The sequence below is a fragment of the Streptomyces sp. R44 genome, assembly GCF_041053105.1.
In the GTDB taxonomy this organism is placed as follows: Bacteria; Actinomycetota; Actinomycetes; order Streptomycetales; family Streptomycetaceae; genus Streptomyces.
Genome location: NZ_CP163444.1, coordinates 6,451,473 through 6,468,178, shown reverse-complemented (window position 1 = coordinate 6,468,178; position 16,706 = coordinate 6,451,473). Strand labels below are relative to the sequence as shown.

General features: G+C 68.7%; 19 protein-coding genes, 4 tRNA genes and 1 pseudogene. 4 read left to right on the top strand and 20 right to left on the bottom strand.

The genetic code is table 11. The features are described 5' to 3' along the window. Nucleotides 1-13: 13 nt before the first annotated feature. The 7 genes from AB5J54_RS30115 to AB5J54_RS30085 all read right to left on the bottom strand — a co-directional run bounded on the left by AB5J54_RS30115 (nucleotide 14) and on the right by AB5J54_RS30085 (nucleotide 5,436). The gene (locus tag AB5J54_RS30115; RefSeq protein ID WP_369147034.1) at nucleotides 14-1,525 is read right to left on the bottom strand and encodes a phage portal protein; all 1,512 of its coding nucleotides are present in this window, start codon (nucleotides 1,523-1,525) and stop codon (nucleotides 14-16) included. A gap of 13 nt (nucleotides 1,526-1,538) precedes the next feature. Next, nucleotides 1,539-3,176: a terminase gene (locus AB5J54_RS30110; protein WP_369147033.1), complete on the bottom strand. Its 1,638-nt coding sequence runs from the start codon at nucleotides 3,174-3,176 to the stop codon at nucleotides 1,539-1,541. 80 nt (nucleotides 3,177-3,256) lie between these two features. Next, nucleotides 3,257-3,721, bottom strand: a complete 465-nt coding sequence (locus AB5J54_RS30105; protein WP_369147032.1) for a hypothetical protein — start codon at nucleotides 3,719-3,721, stop codon at nucleotides 3,257-3,259. Continuing rightward, complete coding sequence (locus AB5J54_RS30100; protein WP_369147031.1) at nucleotides 3,721-3,951, bottom strand: hypothetical protein; 231 nt, start codon at nucleotides 3,949-3,951, stop codon at nucleotides 3,721-3,723. The genes AB5J54_RS30105 and AB5J54_RS30100 overlap by 1 nt, the downstream gene beginning before the upstream one ends. 62 nt (nucleotides 3,952-4,013) lie before the next feature. Beyond that, nucleotides 4,014-4,418, bottom strand: coding sequence for a hypothetical protein (locus AB5J54_RS30095; protein ID WP_369147030.1), 405 nt, complete (start codon nucleotides 4,416-4,418; stop codon nucleotides 4,014-4,016). A gap of 434 nt (nucleotides 4,419-4,852) precedes the next feature. Further along, nucleotides 4,853-5,128, bottom strand: coding sequence for a hypothetical protein (locus AB5J54_RS30090; protein WP_369147029.1), 276 nt, complete (start codon nucleotides 5,126-5,128; stop codon nucleotides 4,853-4,855). Nucleotides 5,129-5,130: 2 nt separating this feature from the next. Then, the gene (locus AB5J54_RS30085; RefSeq protein ID WP_369147028.1) at nucleotides 5,131-5,436 is read right to left on the bottom strand and encodes an HNH endonuclease; all 306 of its coding nucleotides are present in this window, start codon (nucleotides 5,434-5,436) and stop codon (nucleotides 5,131-5,133) included. Nucleotides 5,437-5,476: 40 nt separating this feature from the next. On the opposite strand from AB5J54_RS30085, the gene AB5J54_RS30080 reads away from it, so the two are divergent. Then, nucleotides 5,477-5,743, top strand: a complete 267-nt coding sequence (locus AB5J54_RS30080) for a hypothetical protein (RefSeq protein WP_369147027.1) — start codon at nucleotides 5,477-5,479, stop codon at nucleotides 5,741-5,743. A gap of 3 nt (nucleotides 5,744-5,746) precedes the next feature. On the opposite strand, the gene AB5J54_RS30075 is transcribed toward AB5J54_RS30080, so the two are convergent. Continuing rightward, complete coding sequence (locus AB5J54_RS30075; RefSeq protein WP_369147026.1) at nucleotides 5,747-6,046, bottom strand: hypothetical protein; 300 nt, start codon at nucleotides 6,044-6,046, stop codon at nucleotides 5,747-5,749. Nucleotides 6,047-6,144: 98 nt separating this feature from the next. On the opposite strand from AB5J54_RS30075, the gene AB5J54_RS30070 reads away from it, so the two are divergent. Next, a complete protein-coding gene (locus AB5J54_RS30070; protein ID WP_369147025.1) occupies nucleotides 6,145-6,342 on the top strand; it encodes a hypothetical protein in 198 nt (65 codons plus the stop codon). Between the two features lies 1 nt (nucleotide 6,343). On the opposite strand, the gene AB5J54_RS30065 is transcribed toward AB5J54_RS30070, so the two are convergent. The 6 genes and pseudogenes from AB5J54_RS30065 to AB5J54_RS30040 form a co-directional block, all read right to left on the bottom strand. Continuing rightward, nucleotides 6,344-6,415: transfer RNA gene (locus AB5J54_RS30065), tRNA-Pro, on the bottom strand. A 476-nt stretch (nucleotides 6,416-6,891) separates the two neighbouring features. Further along, nucleotides 6,892-6,964 (bottom strand) — tRNA-Arg (locus AB5J54_RS30060). 292 nt (nucleotides 6,965-7,256) lie between these two features. Next, nucleotides 7,257-7,329: transfer RNA gene (locus AB5J54_RS30055), tRNA-Thr, on the bottom strand. Nucleotides 7,330-7,417: 88 nt separating this feature from the next. Next, nucleotides 7,418-7,488, bottom strand: a tRNA-His gene (locus tag AB5J54_RS30050). A gap of 587 nt (nucleotides 7,489-8,075) precedes the next feature. Further along, entirely contained in the window at nucleotides 8,076-9,836 is a 1,761-nt protein-coding gene (locus AB5J54_RS30045; protein ID WP_369147024.1) for a recombinase family protein, read from the bottom strand. Between the two features lie 38 nt (nucleotides 9,837-9,874). Continuing rightward, nucleotides 9,875-9,982 (bottom strand): annotated as a pseudogene (locus tag AB5J54_RS30040) (LLM class F420-dependent oxidoreductase); the annotation flags it as partial. A 245-nt stretch (nucleotides 9,983-10,227) separates the two neighbouring features. On the opposite strand from AB5J54_RS30040, the gene AB5J54_RS30035 reads away from it, so the two are divergent. Next, the gene (locus AB5J54_RS30035; RefSeq protein WP_369147023.1) at nucleotides 10,228-10,506 is read left to right on the top strand and encodes a hypothetical protein; all 279 of its coding nucleotides are present in this window, start codon (nucleotides 10,228-10,230) and stop codon (nucleotides 10,504-10,506) included. A 146-nt stretch (nucleotides 10,507-10,652) separates the two neighbouring features. Here AB5J54_RS30035 and AB5J54_RS30030 read toward each other — a convergent pair whose 3' ends face one another. The 6 genes from AB5J54_RS30030 to AB5J54_RS30005 all read right to left on the bottom strand — a co-directional run bounded on the left by AB5J54_RS30030 (nucleotide 10,653) and on the right by AB5J54_RS30005 (nucleotide 15,464). Further along, a complete protein-coding gene (locus tag AB5J54_RS30030; protein WP_369147022.1) occupies nucleotides 10,653-11,141 on the bottom strand; it encodes a DUF6099 family protein in 489 nt (162 codons plus the stop codon). 126 nt (nucleotides 11,142-11,267) lie between these two features. After that, nucleotides 11,268-11,663 carry a nucleotide pyrophosphohydrolase gene (locus AB5J54_RS30025; protein WP_369149502.1) on the bottom strand — a complete coding sequence of 132 codons (396 nt, stop codon included), beginning with the start codon at nucleotides 11,661-11,663 and terminating at the stop codon, nucleotides 11,268-11,270. 11 nt (nucleotides 11,664-11,674) lie between these two features. Continuing rightward, nucleotides 11,675-12,769, bottom strand: a complete 1,095-nt coding sequence (locus AB5J54_RS30020; protein ID WP_369149500.1) for an ATP-binding protein — start codon at nucleotides 12,767-12,769, stop codon at nucleotides 11,675-11,677. Nucleotides 12,770-13,184: 415 nt separating this feature from the next. Further along, nucleotides 13,185-13,616: a cell division protein SepF gene (locus AB5J54_RS30015; protein ID WP_369147021.1), complete on the bottom strand. Its 432-nt coding sequence runs from the start codon at nucleotides 13,614-13,616 to the stop codon at nucleotides 13,185-13,187. A 127-nt stretch (nucleotides 13,617-13,743) separates the two neighbouring features. Then, complete coding sequence (locus AB5J54_RS30010) at nucleotides 13,744-14,229, bottom strand: PaaI family thioesterase (RefSeq protein WP_369147020.1); 486 nt, start codon at nucleotides 14,227-14,229, stop codon at nucleotides 13,744-13,746. Further along, on the bottom strand, nucleotides 14,226-15,464 hold the full coding sequence (locus AB5J54_RS30005; protein ID WP_369147019.1) for a PLP-dependent aminotransferase family protein: 1,239 nt from the start codon (nucleotides 15,462-15,464) through the stop codon (nucleotides 14,226-14,228). Before AB5J54_RS30005 ends, AB5J54_RS30010 begins: the two co-directional genes overlap by 4 nt. A 494-nt stretch (nucleotides 15,465-15,958) precedes the next feature. Between AB5J54_RS30005 and AB5J54_RS30000 the strand changes: the two genes are divergently transcribed. Beyond that, nucleotides 15,959-16,678, top strand: coding sequence for a Phenylacetic acid catabolic protein (locus AB5J54_RS30000; protein ID WP_369147018.1), 720 nt, complete (start codon nucleotides 15,959-15,961; stop codon nucleotides 16,676-16,678). Nucleotides 16,679-16,706: the final 28 nt, after the last annotated feature.

Below are 16,706 nucleotides of genomic sequence, written 5' to 3'. Positions count from 1 at the left end.
CCCGTATTGCTGGTCAAGCCGCGTCAACGTCATCGTCCGCCGGCCTCCGTCCGATCACCGGTCGGGAGTCACGCTCCTCGCGGCGGGCCTGGAGCTCGTCGGGACGCTGAGGCTCCTCTGCGGGAGTAGCGAGGAGGGCGTCCTGCGCACGCTCGACTTCCATGCGGTCGATCTGCGCCGGGGTGTAGCCGAGATCCTCCATGCGCTGACGCCACGGAACGCCGGCCGCTTGCTTCTTCACGGCAGCGTCGGCGAGCTCGGAGACGGTTCGGGACTCGGGGTCACGCCAGACCGTTTCGAGCGTGTAATCCTTCGCGCGTGCCTCGTCGCCAGCGGCCTTGAAGGCGAGCCTCATGGAACGCTGCCAGGACTCGCCGAAGTCGTCCTGTTGGTCCAGCACCTTCGCAACGAGGCCGGTCTCCGCGGCCTTCAGGGCGTCACCGGAGACGTTGACGACGGCACCGATAATGTAATGCGGTGGTGTCTTACTGATCGCCGCGAGATCCTGGACTCCGCTTTCCACAGACCGGACATACGGCGCCAAGTCGGTCGAAGAGAACTCCCCGAACCGGACATCGGGGTCAGCCGTCGTCCAGAGCTTTTGGATATCGAGCTTGAACGGCTCGATCGCCTTGCCGGTGACCGGGTCTTCGTCGACCTCCAGGCCAGCGGCGTAACGCTGCCTGAAAGCACCGTACTTGGCAGCTGCCACAAGCATGATCAACGACAGGTTGATCCGGTTCTGAACGCTGAGGATGTCCTCGTGTTCCGCAAAGCCCTCAGGGGAGATCTGCCGGCGGTTAACGAATGGGACGAGCGGGACCTCACCCAGCTCGTTTCGACGCTGTCCGTCGCGATCCCGGGGGACCGTAAACGCGTCCCAGCCGCGGAGCGACGTCGCCCGGCCGCCAAAGGTTGGCGTCTGCGTCTTCGTCACGAACTCGTAGATCCGTTCCGGGGTCCACAGCGTGGCCCGGGTGTCTCCGGTCCAATCGTCGCGCCAGAGCTTCAGCCCCGCCGCGAGCTCGCGCCGGCTGCCCTGCTTCCTCTCCACGGCCACCTGTCGCGGTGTCTCGTGGGTCATGACCGGGCGGCCATCCTCCGAGCGCTCCACAAGGACGAAGGCACGTCGCTGGGTGAGTGCGCCGTAGTGAACAAGGCGGGAGTCCGCAACCATGGCGTTCTCGCGCCAGATCTTGTTGGCTTCCTCGTCGGCAACGCTCTGACGGGTACTGTCCCCGCCGGATCGAAAGCCGGTTACGCGAAGGCGTTCCGCCGGCGAGTCGACGACCAACCTCGTCCAGTTGGTTCGGGCGTCCTTCATCCACGCCGCAACTTCCCGCGGGTCGATGCCTGGTACATGGGGAAGCGGCGCCTTCCCCTCCACGTAGCGCTGGAGCCTGTCCAGACCGGGAATGAGCTCCCCGTCCGTGTCGTAGGCGTCGCCCCGCTCGTCGAGGAGCTTCTTGCCGAGTCGCTGGAGCCACCATCCGGGAGACTCCACCTTCGACGCGTCGATAGGCACTTACGGACCTCCCTCAGAAGGCAACGAGACGGTTCGAGCGCTTCTTGCGCTTCGTGATTCCTGCCGCCACGGCGTCAGCGCGGCACTCGTAGGCGAGTACGGCGCTCATCGCGGCGTCGATCTTCTTCGGGCTCTTGGCGTGCTCCTTGCCGATGCCCATGTGGTTGCGGCCCTGCGGCCGGCGCCGCGCGTTCTTCACGTGGCGGGAGAGAGTTGCGCCAAGCTTCAAGTAGCGGCTGTCCTCGTCGGGGTCCAGGGACTCCGCATGTGACAACGCCTTGTCGTCGACGGCCTCCATGAAGCGATCAAGCGCGCTCTCCATGGCCGTTGGACGGTTGGTCCACCACTCCAGTGGGCGGGCCTGTGTTGCACGAACCTGGAGGTCGGCGCCGAAATCGGCCGTCCAGCGGTCTACGTAGTCCTGCCAGTGCGGCGGGTCGGCGTAGAAGCCGCAGACGTCGAAGCGCTCGAAGGCGCGGGCAACAGCGTTGTCGACGCTCTCGCGGTCGACTTGCCACCCTTCGCCCTCGGGACCCTCGGGCTTCTCCCAGCATCCGAGGAGCATCAGGTGCCCGTCGGAGACGCGGCAGGCAGTCAGCGCCGTGGCGTCGTCTCGAATCGATCCATCGAAGCCTAGCGTGACGAGCTCGCCGTCCGCTATCTCCTCCGCACGCCGGCAGAGGGCCCATGCGTCAGGGTCCATCCACGCGTCGGAGGCGACTGTCCGGGAGTTCAGGAAGTACCGTCGGCCGTCCGCGGAGTCGTTGCGGGTGTCGTAGAAGTCATCGACGAGCGACTCCAGGTCCATCCACTCCATGGCGTCGCCGTAGGCGTCGATGAGTGCGGTACGGAGTTGCTCCTCGTCCTTCAGGTTGGCGCACTCGCCGTACCGGTGGTCGTACATGAGGCGGGCACGGCCACGCTTCTTGCGACCCTCTCGGATCGCTTCCGCCTCCTCGTAGGTGCGCTCTGCCACGGAATCTTGCCCCGGGGCGAACATGGTCGTTGTCTCCAGGAACCACGTCTGCGCACCGCGCTTCCTCTTGCGGAGGTTTCGCGTAACGGTCGCGTACATGCGCCGCAGCTCAGGAGTGTTGTAGAGGTGGGTTTCGTCGAAACAGACCCACGTTTCCTTGCCGCCGTCCTTCGACGAGGACGAAGCGGTCGACGGCATGATCTCTCCGCCGTCAGGGAGGATGATTCGGGTGAGTCCCACGTCGACGCCGGGGACTTGCGACAGAAGCGACGCCTCGTCGGTCAGGTTGAAGTGGATGGTGTCGAAGACGTTGCCGGTCTGCCCTTCCTCCGTCGCCATGATGCGGAGGTACGGGACCTTGACCGGTCGGCCCATGGGCTCGCCAGCCTCGTAGACGTACTCGAATCCGAGCCCCCAGGGGTCGCGGTAGACCTCCCCGCCCTCTGCCCATCCGTCGAAACGGGCGGGGCCCAGAGCTTCAAAGAGGCCCAGACGAGCGCCTAGACCGGACTTGTCGCACCCCTTCGGGCGACTGAAGAACGCAGAGTCGTAAAGGAGCCGACCCTCGTCCTCGTCGACGGCGTAACAGTCGACGACAAAGCCTGTGTACTCGTCTCCGTGGCGCACTGCCATGCCCTGGACGTCGCCAGGACCGTGCACGACGAAGTACTCCATCCATGCGACCGACAGCCAGCCCAGAGAGCGGGAGCGGTCGTGACCGGGGGCGCGCACGATAGCGCGCGGCACGCGGTCTCCTAGCCTGTGAGCCGCGCCTTGCGCGACGTGATGTCAGTGACGTTCCCGGCAGCCTGTACGGGCCGCTGCGGGGCGTTCACGGGGTCGTCGACCTTCAGCTTCAGGCGGGCCCTGTCCTCCGGCGTAGCGCCGAACTTGGCTGCTCTCAAACGCACTTCGGAGGCGAACTCCCATCGCCCCTTCGCCCACATCGTGTGATGCATGAGGGCGGTGTCGATGAGGAAGTCCCAGTCAGTATCGACGAAGGTCTGTGCCTGCGCCGACGTGCGCCAGGAGGTCCACCATGCGACGGTGCGCGGGTGCCAGGGGACGAACTCCCCGGTCTCCTCGTCAACGCCGAGGACGCCCTCCGGCAGCTCGGGGCCGCGGAGTTCGTCATCAGGGGTGACGACCATCTCCGGCTCGGAGGTGTTGCGCCTACGGCGCTTGGATGGGTCCTTCGGAGCGGGTCCGCGGCCGGCCATCAGGTGGCCTCCCTGTCGTGCCGAACGAGTTCCGGGCCGTGCTCGCCGCGCCACTCAAAGACAGTCACCGACAGGTCGACACGAACGCTCACGTCACCGCTCACGATGTAATCAGCGGCTGGCAGGGTCGAAGCGTGCCACTTCGAGGCGTCCAGATCAGGACGCCTCTCCTCCACATGCTCAGTCGCGCAGTTCACTACGTGCTGAAGCTTTGCGTCGTGCTCGTGCACCACGAGGCATCGGAACATAGAACCTCCCGGGTAGGAACGGCAGCGCCGTCCCATGTCGGGGGCTACGCCGTCAGCTTGGAAACCACCGCGGAGAGGTCCGCGAGGATCGACGGGCAGGAGCCATGCCGGCGACCCGTCATTGCGATGTAACGGCCGGTCCCGTAGATCTCCACGGCCGTACCGTCAGGGCGCCGGATGCGCCGTCCCTGTCGGACGTCAGCGCGGCCCCAGATATGCAGCCCGTCACCAGACGGGGACACCTCTACGTAGGTGGTGCCCGCGTCGCGCAAGATGGCTGCGGCCCACGGCGCCAGACGGCCCGTGAGGGTGTTGATGCAATGGTCCAGGTCGATGCAGACGACGTCGTCAACGTCGCTCAGCACGAAGCCCAGACCAACGCCTACCGACGACGCGGCAGCGCTCTTGTGCGTGCTCCACGTCGCGGAGTCCGTCGAGGACGCCGGCATGCCGCCGATCGTCAGGGGAACCTTGTCCGCGGAGCGGCGTACCCACCTGTCGCGGGTCGTCAGCTCGTCGGGGAGCGCGTTCTTCGCTGCGCGGGACAGAGCCTTGCGACAGCGAGGAGAGCAAGTGCGTGCGTGAGAGCGCGCCATGAGCGGGAGCTCGTTGGGGCACATCTCGCACGTCCTCTTCATGGGTTCATCGTAGTAGGTGCGTGTCACACTTTCAAGCCTCTCACCTGCGGATTCATGTTCATCAGCCATGCCGGCGAGTCACAGTTTCACGGCAGGATCAATGCTCAGCACCCCCTAGAAGGGGCTGTGTGGCCGCCTCCCGGCCTACCACGGACCGGGGTCTGGTGGACGCGTTCAGATCCCCCAGACCCGTACAGACAGCGGGGACCAGCACCTTTACGGTCTGGAGGCCGGCCGGAAGGGGGTCACCCCCCTGGTCTGGGGCTGTCGACCGTGGCCGTGAAGCCGGCTCGCGGCTCCCGACGGTCACCGTCAGCGAGCTCACCCTTGATCTCCAGGCGGCTCGGGACGAGCTCCAGGCTCACAGTCGTGACCGTCCGGCCGGCGCGCGTCCCGACCTTGACCTTCGGTGCGCTCGCGAGCGTTCCGACGTCGACGCCGTTGACGCTCACGTGCGTAGCGCTTACGCCGTCCTCGCCCGTGTCGTCCGCCTCCCACACCACCACATGGGCGCCGGCCATCGTCAGTCCTCCAGCGCTGGATGAGCAGTGGGCGGACGCTGTGTGCGCACGCGTGTGAGGGCCGCTGCTGTGCCCCCCTCACGGGCACTCTTCTGTACGTGGCACCACCGGCATAGCAACCTCAGGTTGTCGTCACTGTGGTCGTCGCCCGGGGTGATGTGGTCCACGTCAGTGCCCCGTGAGGTGCATCGTCCAGCGATCTCGAAGACCGTGGTGCAGCGGTACTGATCCCGCCTCTTGATGCGCCGCACAATCGCGGGCCAGTCCTTCGGGAGGCGCTGCCGTCGGGTGCTTCCTGCCCACGCCATACGTCCACCTCCAGGGGCGTTGGTGCCCTACGCTCAGGGCATGTTGAAGAAGCTGTTGAAGAAAATCGCGCTGCCGTCGATAGAGGACGCTGCCGGCCAGGCGTTCAAGCGTGGGGACACCGTCTTCAGCTACCGCTTCCATCCGTCCCCGTCGCCGAGGAATCAGGACGGGGACGTCGCTCGCGCGATCATGGACGTGGAGGCAATCGGCTGGACGCTGCTCAGCCAGGTTCCCGAAGGGGAAGGGCTTCAGCGGTTCGTCGGCCTGACGTTCCGCCGGCGCGAGTCAGGCGTCCCCGACGCGTGATCGTCAGAGCTTGATCGGCGTAAGCGTCAGCTCGGCGTGCGCTACGTCGATCTCCATCCGGCCGCCGTACTCGTCGGTGGAGAAGGGGCCGAAGAGCTTCTGTTCGCCCGCGACGAGGGAAGCCGTCCGGGCGGTCACGACCTGGCCGTCGACCTTCTTCGAGATCTTGAACGTGATCACGCGGGCGACGGTGGATCCGGTGTTCTTGACCAGGATGACCGTTTTGCCGTCATTGACCATGATGTGGTTGTTCGTCGCGTCCCCCGGGGTCGACGTCAGGGCGACGCCGGCGCGGGTTGGCACGGTCACTGGCACGTTCACTCGGGGCATGGGGACCTCCTGGTCGCCTGTATGGCCCGGGTCAGCGTGCGGGCCGCGGACACGCGTCGCACGGTGGAATCATGAGCGATCCGCATGTCGTCGTCTATCCGCCCGATGAGGACGGCACCCGTCGCGTGCGTGTCGACGGCGAGATCCTCGGGCGAGCACGCGGGCTCAATGATGTGATCGAGTTCCTCCGCCGCGCCGGGTGGCTCGACGAGGAGGAGTGGCCGCCCATCGAGTGGCGCGGCGGGGGCCCTGAAGTGTGGACCCACTGAGTCGGAACGGCAGGGTTCGAACCTGCGACTTCCCGGTCCCAAACCGGGTGCTCTACCGCTGAACTACGTTCCGGTAACCGCTAGTTGCTGCGGTATTCTGTCCCCGTCCTCCAGTGAGGTTCGAGGTCACTGTCCAACCACTACACAAAAAGGGATCCCGTTTGAGCGTCGGCGGCTAGGCCGTCAGGCCAGCCAAGCTGAGCGCGGATTGAAGCCTTCGCACAGAAGGGTCCGCGCAACCGAGAGAGGCATGTCACGCACTCTCGGAACGCTCGCACCTAACGGGAGGACACAACATGTCGACTACGTCGACGAACGGGCCTTGCGCCCATCCTGGTCGGGACCTGGCCATCGTCGGGCTCTCGTCGACCCTTACGGGGGTCGTCGGATTCACGACGATGGAGCTCCTCGGCGAGTCCACGGCCTCCGCGCTCGCGGCGGGCGGGGTTTCCACGGGAGTTGTCGCGGCCGTCGGCATCGCTGCGCTGACGTACCTCAAGCACAGCTAGCCAAGAGGGGGCGTCCTCCGCGGCGCCCCCTCGCCGCTTGTGGTCTCGGAGGGACTCGAACCCCCAACACCCGGATCCGTAATCCGGTGCTCTATCCGTTGAGCTACGAGACCGTGACGTCGGCCGGCTGTGCGCGGATGCCTCCGGGGAGACGACCGTCCGTCCTTCCGGACCGTGAAGCCCGGGTGTCGGCAGCCGCGGACCTCGTCCCGCTCCCTCTGACGCCCGGATCCTGGTCCGTTTGCACGGTCCCCGCACACGTCAGCCGCTACACTGTCGACAGGCTCGGCAGACTTGCAGGTCTGCCGTGCGCGTCGAACACTGCGAACCTGGTCGACTTGATCGCGATCAGGCTCGTCGGGGGCCCGGCCGACTTCATCGCGGCCGGGCTTACTGCTGTCGAAGAGCCTTCGACCGGACTCGAACCGATCACCCGCGTCTTACGAGGACGCCGCTCTACCTGATGAGCTACGAAGGCAATCCCCCGGGCGCCGGCGTGTGGCTAGCACGTCGACGGCCCGGGTTAAGCACGCTGGCTACTCCGGCCGGAGCCCTGGCGTGCGTCGTCCCTCCGCCCGGAGTTGAACCGGGGTCAGCGCGACCACAACGCGCCGCTCTACCACTGAGCTACGAAAGGTGTGGAACGTCAGCGGTCTGGATTCGAACCAGCACCGTCGCCGGTTGGGGATTGCGTCCCCGTCGGCCGCCCCGATAGCCGACACACCGCGCTGACGTCCTCCCCGTCGTCCGCCCCTTGGGTGTCCCCTGAGCGTTAACGGGAAGCTTGGAACGTCCAGCGCCGCTCTACCGCGCTCTACCCGGAGGAGAGGTCGGGGAGCGCAGGAGCGGCGCCGGACGTCGGGAGGGAGCGGGAGCCGCGCTACTCGCCGGCTGCGCTCGTCTTCCCTCCTACTACAGTTATGTGGGGCATGTTCGGGTTTGTTGATCATGATCCGCGCCCCCGCTGAGGCAGGGACCAAACTGGCAAACTAACCCCCTTTTTCCATTTTCCCTTAACGCGTCTTAGAGAAAATAGAAATAGGGGGTTGGTTGGGCACTTTGGACCCCTGATTGACCCCGCTCGACCACTCACGGTAGCCATCGTGGACATTCGGTGACGCCACGCAGTCGGGCGAGGAGGATCCGGGCCGACGTCGAGTGGAGCGAACGGCGCGCGGGAGGGGCAAAGCTGTCGCACACGACCCTCCCCCTTCCGCAGCTCCGTTATGAACCTGTTACCTCTTCGGGCTCTTCAACGGGCTTCGCCCACACGATTTCGAGCCGCGCGTCCGTCCGCTCCTGAGTCGTCCCCCGCTTCGTCGTGACGGGAGCGACGGTGATGTGGTCGACGAAGATGTCCAGGAACGCGCGCCGCTCGTCGACGTCCCAGCGTGACCAGATGCCGTCAGGCGCGAACGGGTTGCCGTCGTTGTGCTCCGTCCACTCGTCGAGTGGCAGCCGTGTGGACACCACGGAGGCGGCCGACAGCTCCGCAATGCGCGCCACACAGCGCTCCTCGTGGTCGGCGTACTTGCTCATGGTGTCCGCGAACGCGCGACGGGCCGTCGGCCCCTTGTAGGACTCGCGGTCCTCTGCAAGCTCCTTGATGCTCTGCTGTACGTGTGCCAACTGCGCCTCCTGTTCTGCGAGCTCTTCCGCGGCCTCCGGGTCGGCACCTTGCCGGGCGAACCGCGCACTGGCGACGGTGAGGAGGTCGATGTCGTCCGGATCGGACGGGTCCAGAGCGGACAGGCGCGCCCACACGCGTTCAGCGACGATCTGATCTGTATCCAACTGCGGCGTGCGCAGCTTGTGGCGAGGAACGTCGCCCACAGCGCGGCGCAAGTTGCACACATACGAGCTGTCCGTGTTGGAGACGGTCATACCCGCGTCGCACTGTGCGCACCGGAGCTTCCCCCACGACCCGAGGAACGTGCGCTCGCCGGTCCTGTCGCGGCGCGTGGCCGGCGCACGGCCGTCCAACTGAGCCTGGATCTTGTACCACGCCGCAGGCTCCCGGAAGCCCTCATGGGGGCGCACAGGTTCGCCGTTCTCGTCCCGCAAGATCTGCCGCCGCTTCGTCTTGGGGTCGACAGGGCCGATTGCGAAGCCGGCGATGCGCGGATCGCGCAGGATGCGTGTCACGACGGTCGCCGACCATTCGCAGTCCGCGGTGTCGCCCGTGCCGCTCTTACGGCGCTTCTGGGCCGCCTTACGCAGTGCGGTCGCCTTGTCCTCGTCCAGGCTCTCCAGCGGCGTGCGCACCCGCTTGGTGGTCAGTTTCGACGCGATGGCCGACGGGTTCATGCCGTCCTCCGCCGTCGTCAGGATGTACTCGACTGCGTCAGCCGGCGTCGACTGCGGGCCAATTGGTTCGGTGCTGCGTTCCCCCGGAGAGAGGGTGCGGATCGTCAGCCCATCGACTTGAGTCGTGTCCGCGGTAAACCCGAACGGAACCGGGCCCGACGAGTGCGAGCCACGCGCCTTCAACTGTGCGAAGGCGTCGCGAATGAACTTGCTCTTGTTCTTCGACTCCTGATGTGCAAGACCGGCGATGAGCGCGAAGAATGCGACGCCGAACGGATTGTCGTCCGACGTGTTGATGAAAGGCTCCTGCGTCGACACGAGCGCAACGCCGTGCTTTGCGAGTTCCTGTTGGATCTTGAGTGCCTCCGCGGCCCCCTGCCGCGTCAGTCGGGACAGCATGTAGATCACAACGACGTCAAACTTCTTGGCCTTCGCGTCCTCCATGAGACGCTCAAAGCCAGGGCGAATCACGTTAGGGTCGTACCCAGAGAGCCCGACATCCGAGTAATCGGTGTCGATGTGCGTCCAGTTGTCTTGCGAACGGATGTAGGCGATGGACTTGTCCCGCTGCATCTTCGGGGACGCCTGGCTGTCCGTCTCGCTCTTGTGGCTCTGCCGCTCGTAGGTGACGGCCCTGATCATGTCTTCTGCCCCTGTCCCCAGGGTCACGAGCTCCATGGATGGATACTAGGGGCTCACCTGGTAGTAACGACACCGCTTCTGAAGAAGGCGTCGAATCCGAGCTCCTCGGTGGCCCGGGCCACCGTGAGGAGGGTGTCGTAGTCGGCCCCCTGCTGGGGTTCGGTGAAGATGCGAAGATCCATGCCTCCATCCTGCACCTTCGGGTGCGTGTCAACGTCGTCGTCAGCTCTCCGTCCGCACCGGCTCGGTCGGGTGAATATCCGGCCCCCTGGCGGGCCGCGTCCGCCCTGGCCAGTGACCGGGGCCCGGCACCCGTCGTTGGCTCGGGCGGAGCCGGACCGCCCGGCCCGCGTGCCGGCGGCCGATGCCGGTGCGTCTCTCTCACGGCCCCGTCCTCGGCGGCGGGGCCCGGGCCGAGGAGGCCGCCATGTCCCAGGAAGCCGCGCCGGAGCGGGCCGTGCCCGAACAGCCGGTGCCGCAGTCCGTGCCCGAGCAGAAGGGCGCCGGCGCCCCCAAGGGCCTGCTCCAGCAGATGGAGGAGCTGATGGCGGCGCTCTCCGCCGACCTCTCCCAGCTGGACGCCGACCTCCAGTCCACGTCCGACCGTCTCGCCCCGGAGGCCGGGGCGCGGCAGGAGTCCGAGCCACAGCGCGCCGACGCCCACCACCACCCCGCCGCCGAGCACCGCGACCCCGGACAGCACTGACCCGAGCAGCACGGCCCTGGACGCCGGGGCCCCGGCCGGCACGGACCCGAGCACCACGGCCCCGCAGACCACGGTCACCCACAGCACCGACCCGAGCGCCAGGGCCCCGCTCCGTACCGCCACAGCGTGCAACACCCCGCGCACCCCTACCACGACGGGCCCCGCCCCGGGCCCGCTCGGCCTCGGGCGGGGTCGGGCGGGCGGGCGCGCTCCCCGTCCCGCACGGCGAGGCGCCGCAGCATCCCGCGCACCCGGTCGCTCGACTCGTCGGCGGCGTCGATGGCCTCGATGCACTGCCAGTAGAGCCCCTCCTCGTCGGTGGCGCAGGCCACTCCCACCAGCGCGATCCCCACCTCCCCGAGCAGCTCCCCGAGCGCGGTCAACGCCCCGCTCGGGTCCGCCACTTCGGTGAGCTGGGCCGCACGCGGCCCACCGGCGCCCCAGCTCGGGTACTCCCCGATCTCACTCAGTCCCCGCGCCTCGCCCCGCAGCTCCATCGGTCCGCAGAGCGCGAGGTGACTTCCTATCGCCTGGGCGAGCGCCTGGGCCTGCCAGGCCTCCGCCACGATGTCCTGCGCCGTCCCGCTCTCCGCCAGTGCGTGCCGGCCGAGCGCGATGAGTCGCTCCGCTTCCATCAACGCCGCCCCCGTTCGTACGACTTACTGCCCACTCACTCCACTACCCAGAGTGAGGCCGACTGAGCCCCGGCACCAGAGGAATTCGGAAATCTGTGGACAGGAAGCCTGACGGGGAAAAGTCGATCACTCCGAAGAGTGACGATCTTCCTCCGCTGCGCCGCCTTCACCCCCTCCGTCCCGCCTCCGGACGGGAAATCGGACCTCGTTCCGATCGATCTTGGCCGCGAGGGCCTCCAGCGGATCGACCCCGAGCACCTGGCAGAACTGGAGGAGGTAGGCGAGCACGTCCGCCACCTCGTCGGCGACCCGGTGCGCCGACTCCGGGTCGTCCATCACCCGCTCCGCCTGCTCGGGCGTCAACCACTGGAAGATCTCCAGGAGTTCGGCCGCCTCCACGCTGAGGGCCGCCACCAGGTTCTTGGGCGTGTGGTAGGGCTGCCAGTCCCGCGCCGCCGCGAACTCGGCCAGCCTGCGCTGCAGCCCCGCCACGTCGTGGCCCACCGGGCCACCGCCCCTCATGTCGTCGTCCGTCACCCGCTCAGGTCTACCACCGTCACCCCGGGCGTCCTGCGCGCCTCCTCCGCCGCCGGTTCGCCGAGCGTGCCCGCCACCCGGATGTGACCGTCGGCGGCGATGCCCGTGGCGAGCCGCAGCAGTTCGCCCACCTGCCTCCCGTCGAGCCCCCGGTCCAGGCCGTCCGTGAGCAGCGTCAGGCTCTGCATGGCGTCCGGGACCTCGGCGATCCGGTCCATCTCCAGCACTCCGGGGCCGGTGAGCAGGGTGAGCGCAAGGGCCAGATAGCGGAGTTCGCCGTCGCCGAGGCGGTCGAGCGGCGTCGCGGGCCGGCCGCCGCGCTCGAGGACCGCACGGACGATCCCCTCCGGGAGTTCCTGTACGCCGACACCGGTGACGGGTCCCCTGCAGCCCGCTCCGGCGACGGCCGCGAGGCGGTGGTGGCGGCGCGGACATTCCGTGTGGGTGCGGTGCAGGACCTCGGCGAGGTTGCCGCAGTCGCGCCGCAGCCGCCCCTCGCCGGGCGGCACGGGGGCCCGCATCCCGTCGGGCCGGGGGTCGCAGGCGAAGGCCGACCGCAGTCCGATGACCACCTGCTCGGCGGCGGCCAGGACCTCCCGCTGCCCCTGGGTCTTGCCCGCGACCCGCAGGGGCAGCAGCGCCGTGCCGAGGAGGTCGTCGGGGAACGGGGCCCGGGTGACGGGGGTGGTGCCCGCCGTGTGCCACTCGGCCTGCACGGCGCTCCGGCCGGGGTCGCGGAGCGCGGTGGCGAGCAGGGTGCGGCCCCGGCCGGTGAGCCGTTCGCCGACGATCCGGAGCCGGGGCTCGGCCTGCACGGCGAGGTCCAGGTGGACGGGGCCTTCGGGTCCGTCGACCGTGCAGCCGATCCGGAAGCCGCGCCTGCCCTGATCGTCGGGCCGGGCGCGCTCGGGAACGCAGTCGGCGGCGTCGGGGAACACCTCGTCGAGCGTGTCGCCCGCGCCGAGCCTGGCCAGCGCCTCGTACGCCCGGAGGGTGGTGGACTTGCCGCTGCCGCTGGGCCCGGTGAACAGGGTGACCGGTCCGAGCGTGTGCGCGGCGGCGCGGTGCCCCGCGAACGCCGACAGCCGCAGCTCGGTGACGGCGGGCCGGGCGGTACGCGGCCCGCCGCCCCGGGCCGCCTCCGCGACCGGCCTCCGCGCCTCCGGGACGGAGGCACGGGGCCCGGAAGCGCCGCGACCGGAGCCGCGCGGTCCGAAAGCACCGGCACCGGAAGCGCCGGCACCGGGAGCAGGCGTCACGGACGAGGAGCCGGCGGAAGAGGAGCCGGCAGGCGAGGCGTCGACGGCGGAAGCACCGCCGGAGGGAGTGGTGGCAGCGTCAGTACCGGCAGAGCCGGCACCGACGGGTGCGGAGCGAGCCGAGGAAGGAACGACGTCGGAGGAGGGGTTGTCTGACGTGCGGGCGAGCGTGGAGCCGCCGGTGAGGTCCATGCCCGGACCGTACGCAGATCATTCCCTGACGAACCGTTACGGCGAGATGACCTTCCTACGATCGGGGGACGCCGGCGGTCCGGCGGCCCACGACGTCCTCCTCGTCCTCGCCCTCCGCGCCCTCGACCTCCGTGCCGGCCGGGGCCAGCAGGAAGACGTTCCGGTCGACCCGGTGCATCCCGCTGCCGAGGCCGAAGACCACGCCGCTGCTGAAGTCGAGGATCCGCTTGGCGACCTCGGTGTCGGCGCTCGTCAGATCGAGGAGCACCGGGATCTGGGCGATGAGGTACTCGGCGACCTCGCGGGCGTCGGCGAAGACCTGCACGCGGAGCACGACCATACGGCGCTGCTCGGCGGATTCGTACTGCTCGGGGATCGTGCGGTGGTCGACCCTGGACGGCCATTCGTCACGGCCGCGCAGGGGCACGACCTGGGCGAGGCCCTCCCACTGCTCGTCGGTGACGTCGTACCTCTCGTACCTACTCATGGCCCCATCCTCCCGCTCCTCACCCGTTCGGCCCAACAACGACACGAGGTGATGGCCCAGGTGGCGGCGGCGAGCGACCCATGTCAGCCGGCCCGGCGGCTCGCGTCAGCCCGTCAGGCAGCCCACGTCAGCCCGTCAGGCGGCCCGCGTCAGCCGGTGGGACGGAGTACGTCACGGTGGCGGAGGCCGCCAGATCGCCTGCCTCGTCGCTGAGTTCGGCGAGGACCACGCAGAGGCGGCGGCCGAACTTGGCCATGCGCGCGTGGGTGCGGAGCAGTCCGGGCCGGGGGCGGTTGAGGTAGCTGATCTGGAGCGAGGTGGTGAGCGCCATCGGGGTGGAGCGGCCGAGCCGGGCGTTGATCAGGAGGAAGGCGGCGAGGTCGACGAGACCGGCCTGTTCGGGGCCGGAGATCGTGCCGCCGGGCCGGGTGCGGAGCCGGGTCCCGTCCGCCTCCATGAGCAGGTGGGTCCCGCTCGCGTCGGTGACCCGGCAGGCCGCGTAGTCCGGGAACTGCCGCTGGACGAGCGCGTTGAGCTCGTCCGGCGACATCGTGCCGGAGGCCTCCGAGGAGAAGGAAGCCGCCTCTGCTGTCGGCCCCCCGGCGCCCTTCATCGGACGAAGCTCTTCGCCAGCCGGCGGAGCCCTTCCCTGATCTCGTCGGCCGAGTGCGTGGTGAACGACAGCCGCATCGCGCCCGGGTCGGGTTCGCCGCAGAAGAACGGCGCCCCCGGCACGTACGCCACCTCGTGACTCACGGCGGTCTTCAGGAGGGCCGTCGCGTCGTGGCCGGCGGGGAGGGTCACCCAGATGAACATGCCGCCCTCCGGCCTGTTCCAGCGGCTGCCCTCGGGCAGCGCGGCCGGCAGGCCTTCGAGCATCGCGTCCCGGCGCTCCTGGTAGGCGGCGCGCATCACCGCGACGTGCGCGTCGAGGTCGCTGTCGCGCAGATAGCGCGCGGCCGCGGCCTGGTCGATGGTCGAGGTGTGCAGGTCGGCGGCCTGCTTGGCGATCACGCAGGCGCGACGCAGCCCGGCGGGGGCGCGCAGGAAGCCGAGCCGGAGACCGGGGGCCATCACCTTGGAGAAGGAGCCGAGCAGGACGGTGCGGTCGGCCGCCACGGGGTCGGCGGCGATGGCGGGGACGCGCTCGCCGTCGTAGCGCAGTTCGCCGTACGGGTCGTCCTCGACGATCCAGAACCCGTGCCGCGCGGCGGCCTCGGCGACGGCGTGGCGGCGCTCGGCGGGGAGGGTGCGGCCCGTGGGGTTCTGGAAGGTGGGGACGATGTAGAGGAGGGTGGCCTTCTCGCGGGCCGCGATCTCCTCCAGGGCCTCCGGGAGGATGCCCTGGTCGTCGGTGGGCACCGGGACGACGCGGGCGCCGGCGAAGCCGAAGGTCTGCAGCGCGGCGAGGTAGCAGGGGTCCTCGACGAGGACCACGCTGCCCGGTTCGACCAGGGCGGTGGTGAGGAGCGTGAGCGCCTGCTGCGAGCCGGTGGTGACGAGCAGGTCGTCGGCGTCCGTGGGCAGTTCGCGCGCGGTGAGCCGGGCGGCGATGGCCGTGCGCAGTTCCGGGTCGCCCTCGGTCGTCGAGTACTGGAGGGCCGCCTGCGGGTTCTCCGTGAGGACCCGGTCGTACGCCGCGTGGATCCCGGCGATGTCGAACAGCTCGGGGGCGGGCAGGCCCCCGGCGAACGAGATCACCTCGGGCCGTGCCGTGAGCGCCAGGATCTCCCGTACCGGCGACGAGCCGACGTCGGCCAGCCGGGAGGCGGTGGCCGGCGCGGGCACGGAGGGGGTGGAGGAAGGGGAGGGGGTGGCGTTCGCGGGCGCGGAGGCGGCAGAAAGCATGGCGCCAGCATATAGAGATTCAAGACGGTGTCCAGGTCGTTCGATTCCCGCCGGGCGTGGCCGAGTTGACACTCTTCGGGGCCCTCGCAAGGTGAATTCCAGGCCTGATTCGGGTCTGATCCGGCCACTCTGCGGGCCGTGGAAATCCGGCCGCGGGAGGCGAATTCGGAGGATTGCCCTCCTCCCGCCTTTCTCGCTGGTCGACGCCGGAGAGGAAGACCGGGTCGATCTTCCGCCGTCTTGTCCGACGCGCCGCGAGCCGTTCTTGATCGGGTTCTCCGTACGTCGTGAACGACTCGGGGAAATCGGCCATTCCGGTCCTCGGTCTCATTGATGGACCGGCTGCGCCGTGGATAGCGTTCGACCGCTCCACCACCGCGATGTCCGCGGTCTCCAGCGCGATGTCCGCGGTTTCAGCGCGATGTCCGCGGTCTCCGCCGCGAGGGCGGCGGTCTTTCGGGTCGAAGTCGAACGAGCGAGGCGAGTGGATCACCATGGCATCTTCCGTTCCCGTCGACGAGGCAGTCGTCGTCCGCACCCCCGAGGAATTCCTCGCCATGCCCGAGGACTACCGCGAGATCGCCGTCCGGGGAATGATCGTCAACACCGAGGGCGAACTGTCCGGTGCCGACGACTACATCCAGGTGTTCCTGCCGCTCGCGCCGAACGCCGAGGAACGGCAGGTGTGCGCCGAGCGCGCCGTCGAGGAGTACGACCACTACAAGATCGGAAAAAGGGTCCTGGCCGACATCGGCGTGGACACCGGATACATGGAGCAGCAGCGGCTCGTCGACCGTGATCTCTTCGCCGGCCACGAGTTCCACACGTGCACCACCTGGGCGGAGCGCGGAATCTTCTCGTACATCGGCGAGGAGACCGCGATGGTGATGATCTCGGAATTCGCGCAGAGCAGTTACAAGCCCTGGGCCGAGGCGGTGCGCACGATCATTCTCGACGAGAAGGTGCACATCGCGCACGGTGCGCGTGTCTGCCGGAATCTCGCCCGCACCGAGGAGGGCCGTGAGGAACTCCAGCAGGGTCTCGACCGGTTGTGGCCCGGATTCAACCGGATCTTCGGGAGCTCGCGTTCGGAGCGGTCGAAGCTCGCGGTCCGTTTCGGCCTCCGGCAGACCACCAACGGAGAAGCGCGCGACCTCTGGCGGGCGAAGGTCACCCCGCGGATCGAGAACCTCGGCCTGAAGGTCCCCGAGTAGCCCGGTCCCCAAGTAGCCCGGCCGCCGA

Coding starts and splice junctions, on each gene's coding strand:
- AB5J54_RS30110 (WP_369147033.1), bottom strand. CDS start 3,176: ATGGAGTACTTCGTCGTGCACGGTCCTGGCGACGTCCAGGGCATGGCA.
- AB5J54_RS30105 (WP_369147032.1), bottom strand. CDS start 3,721: ATGGCCGGCCGCGGACCCGCTCCGAAGGACCCATCCAAGCGCCGTAGG.
- AB5J54_RS30095 (WP_369147030.1), bottom strand. CDS start 4,418: ATGCCGGCGTCCTCGACGGACTCCGCGACGTGGAGCACGCACAAGAGC.
- AB5J54_RS30090 (WP_369147029.1), bottom strand. CDS start 5,128: ATGGCCGGCGCCCATGTGGTGGTGTGGGAGGCGGACGACACGGGCGAG.
- AB5J54_RS30085 (WP_369147028.1), bottom strand. CDS start 5,436: ATGGCGTGGGCAGGAAGCACCCGACGGCAGCGCCTCCCGAAGGACTGG.
- AB5J54_RS30080 (WP_369147027.1), top strand. CDS start 5,477: ATGTTGAAGAAGCTGTTGAAGAAAATCGCGCTGCCGTCGATAGAGGAC.
- AB5J54_RS30070 (WP_369147025.1), top strand. CDS start 6,145: ATGAGCGATCCGCATGTCGTCGTCTATCCGCCCGATGAGGACGGCACC.
- AB5J54_RS30045 (WP_369147024.1), bottom strand. CDS start 9,836: ATGGAGCTCGTGACCCTGGGGACAGGGGCAGAAGACATGATCAGGGCC.
- AB5J54_RS30035 (WP_369147023.1), top strand. CDS start 10,228: ATGTCCCAGGAAGCCGCGCCGGAGCGGGCCGTGCCCGAACAGCCGGTG.
- AB5J54_RS30030 (WP_369147022.1), bottom strand. CDS start 11,141: ATGGAAGCGGAGCGACTCATCGCGCTCGGCCGGCACGCACTGGCGGAG.
- AB5J54_RS30025 (WP_369149502.1), bottom strand. CDS start 11,663: ATGAGGGGCGGTGGCCCGGTGGGCCACGACGTGGCGGGGCTGCAGCGC.
- AB5J54_RS30015 (WP_369147021.1), bottom strand. CDS start 13,616: ATGAGTAGGTACGAGAGGTACGACGTCACCGACGAGCAGTGGGAGGGC.
- AB5J54_RS30010 (WP_369147020.1), bottom strand. CDS start 14,229: ATGAAGGGCGCCGGGGGGCCGACAGCAGAGGCGGCTTCCTTCTCCTCG.
- AB5J54_RS30005 (WP_369147019.1), bottom strand. CDS start 15,464: ATGCTTTCTGCCGCCTCCGCGCCCGCGAACGCCACCCCCTCCCCTTCC.
- AB5J54_RS30000 (WP_369147018.1), top strand. CDS start 15,959: ATGGCATCTTCCGTTCCCGTCGACGAGGCAGTCGTCGTCCGCACCCCC.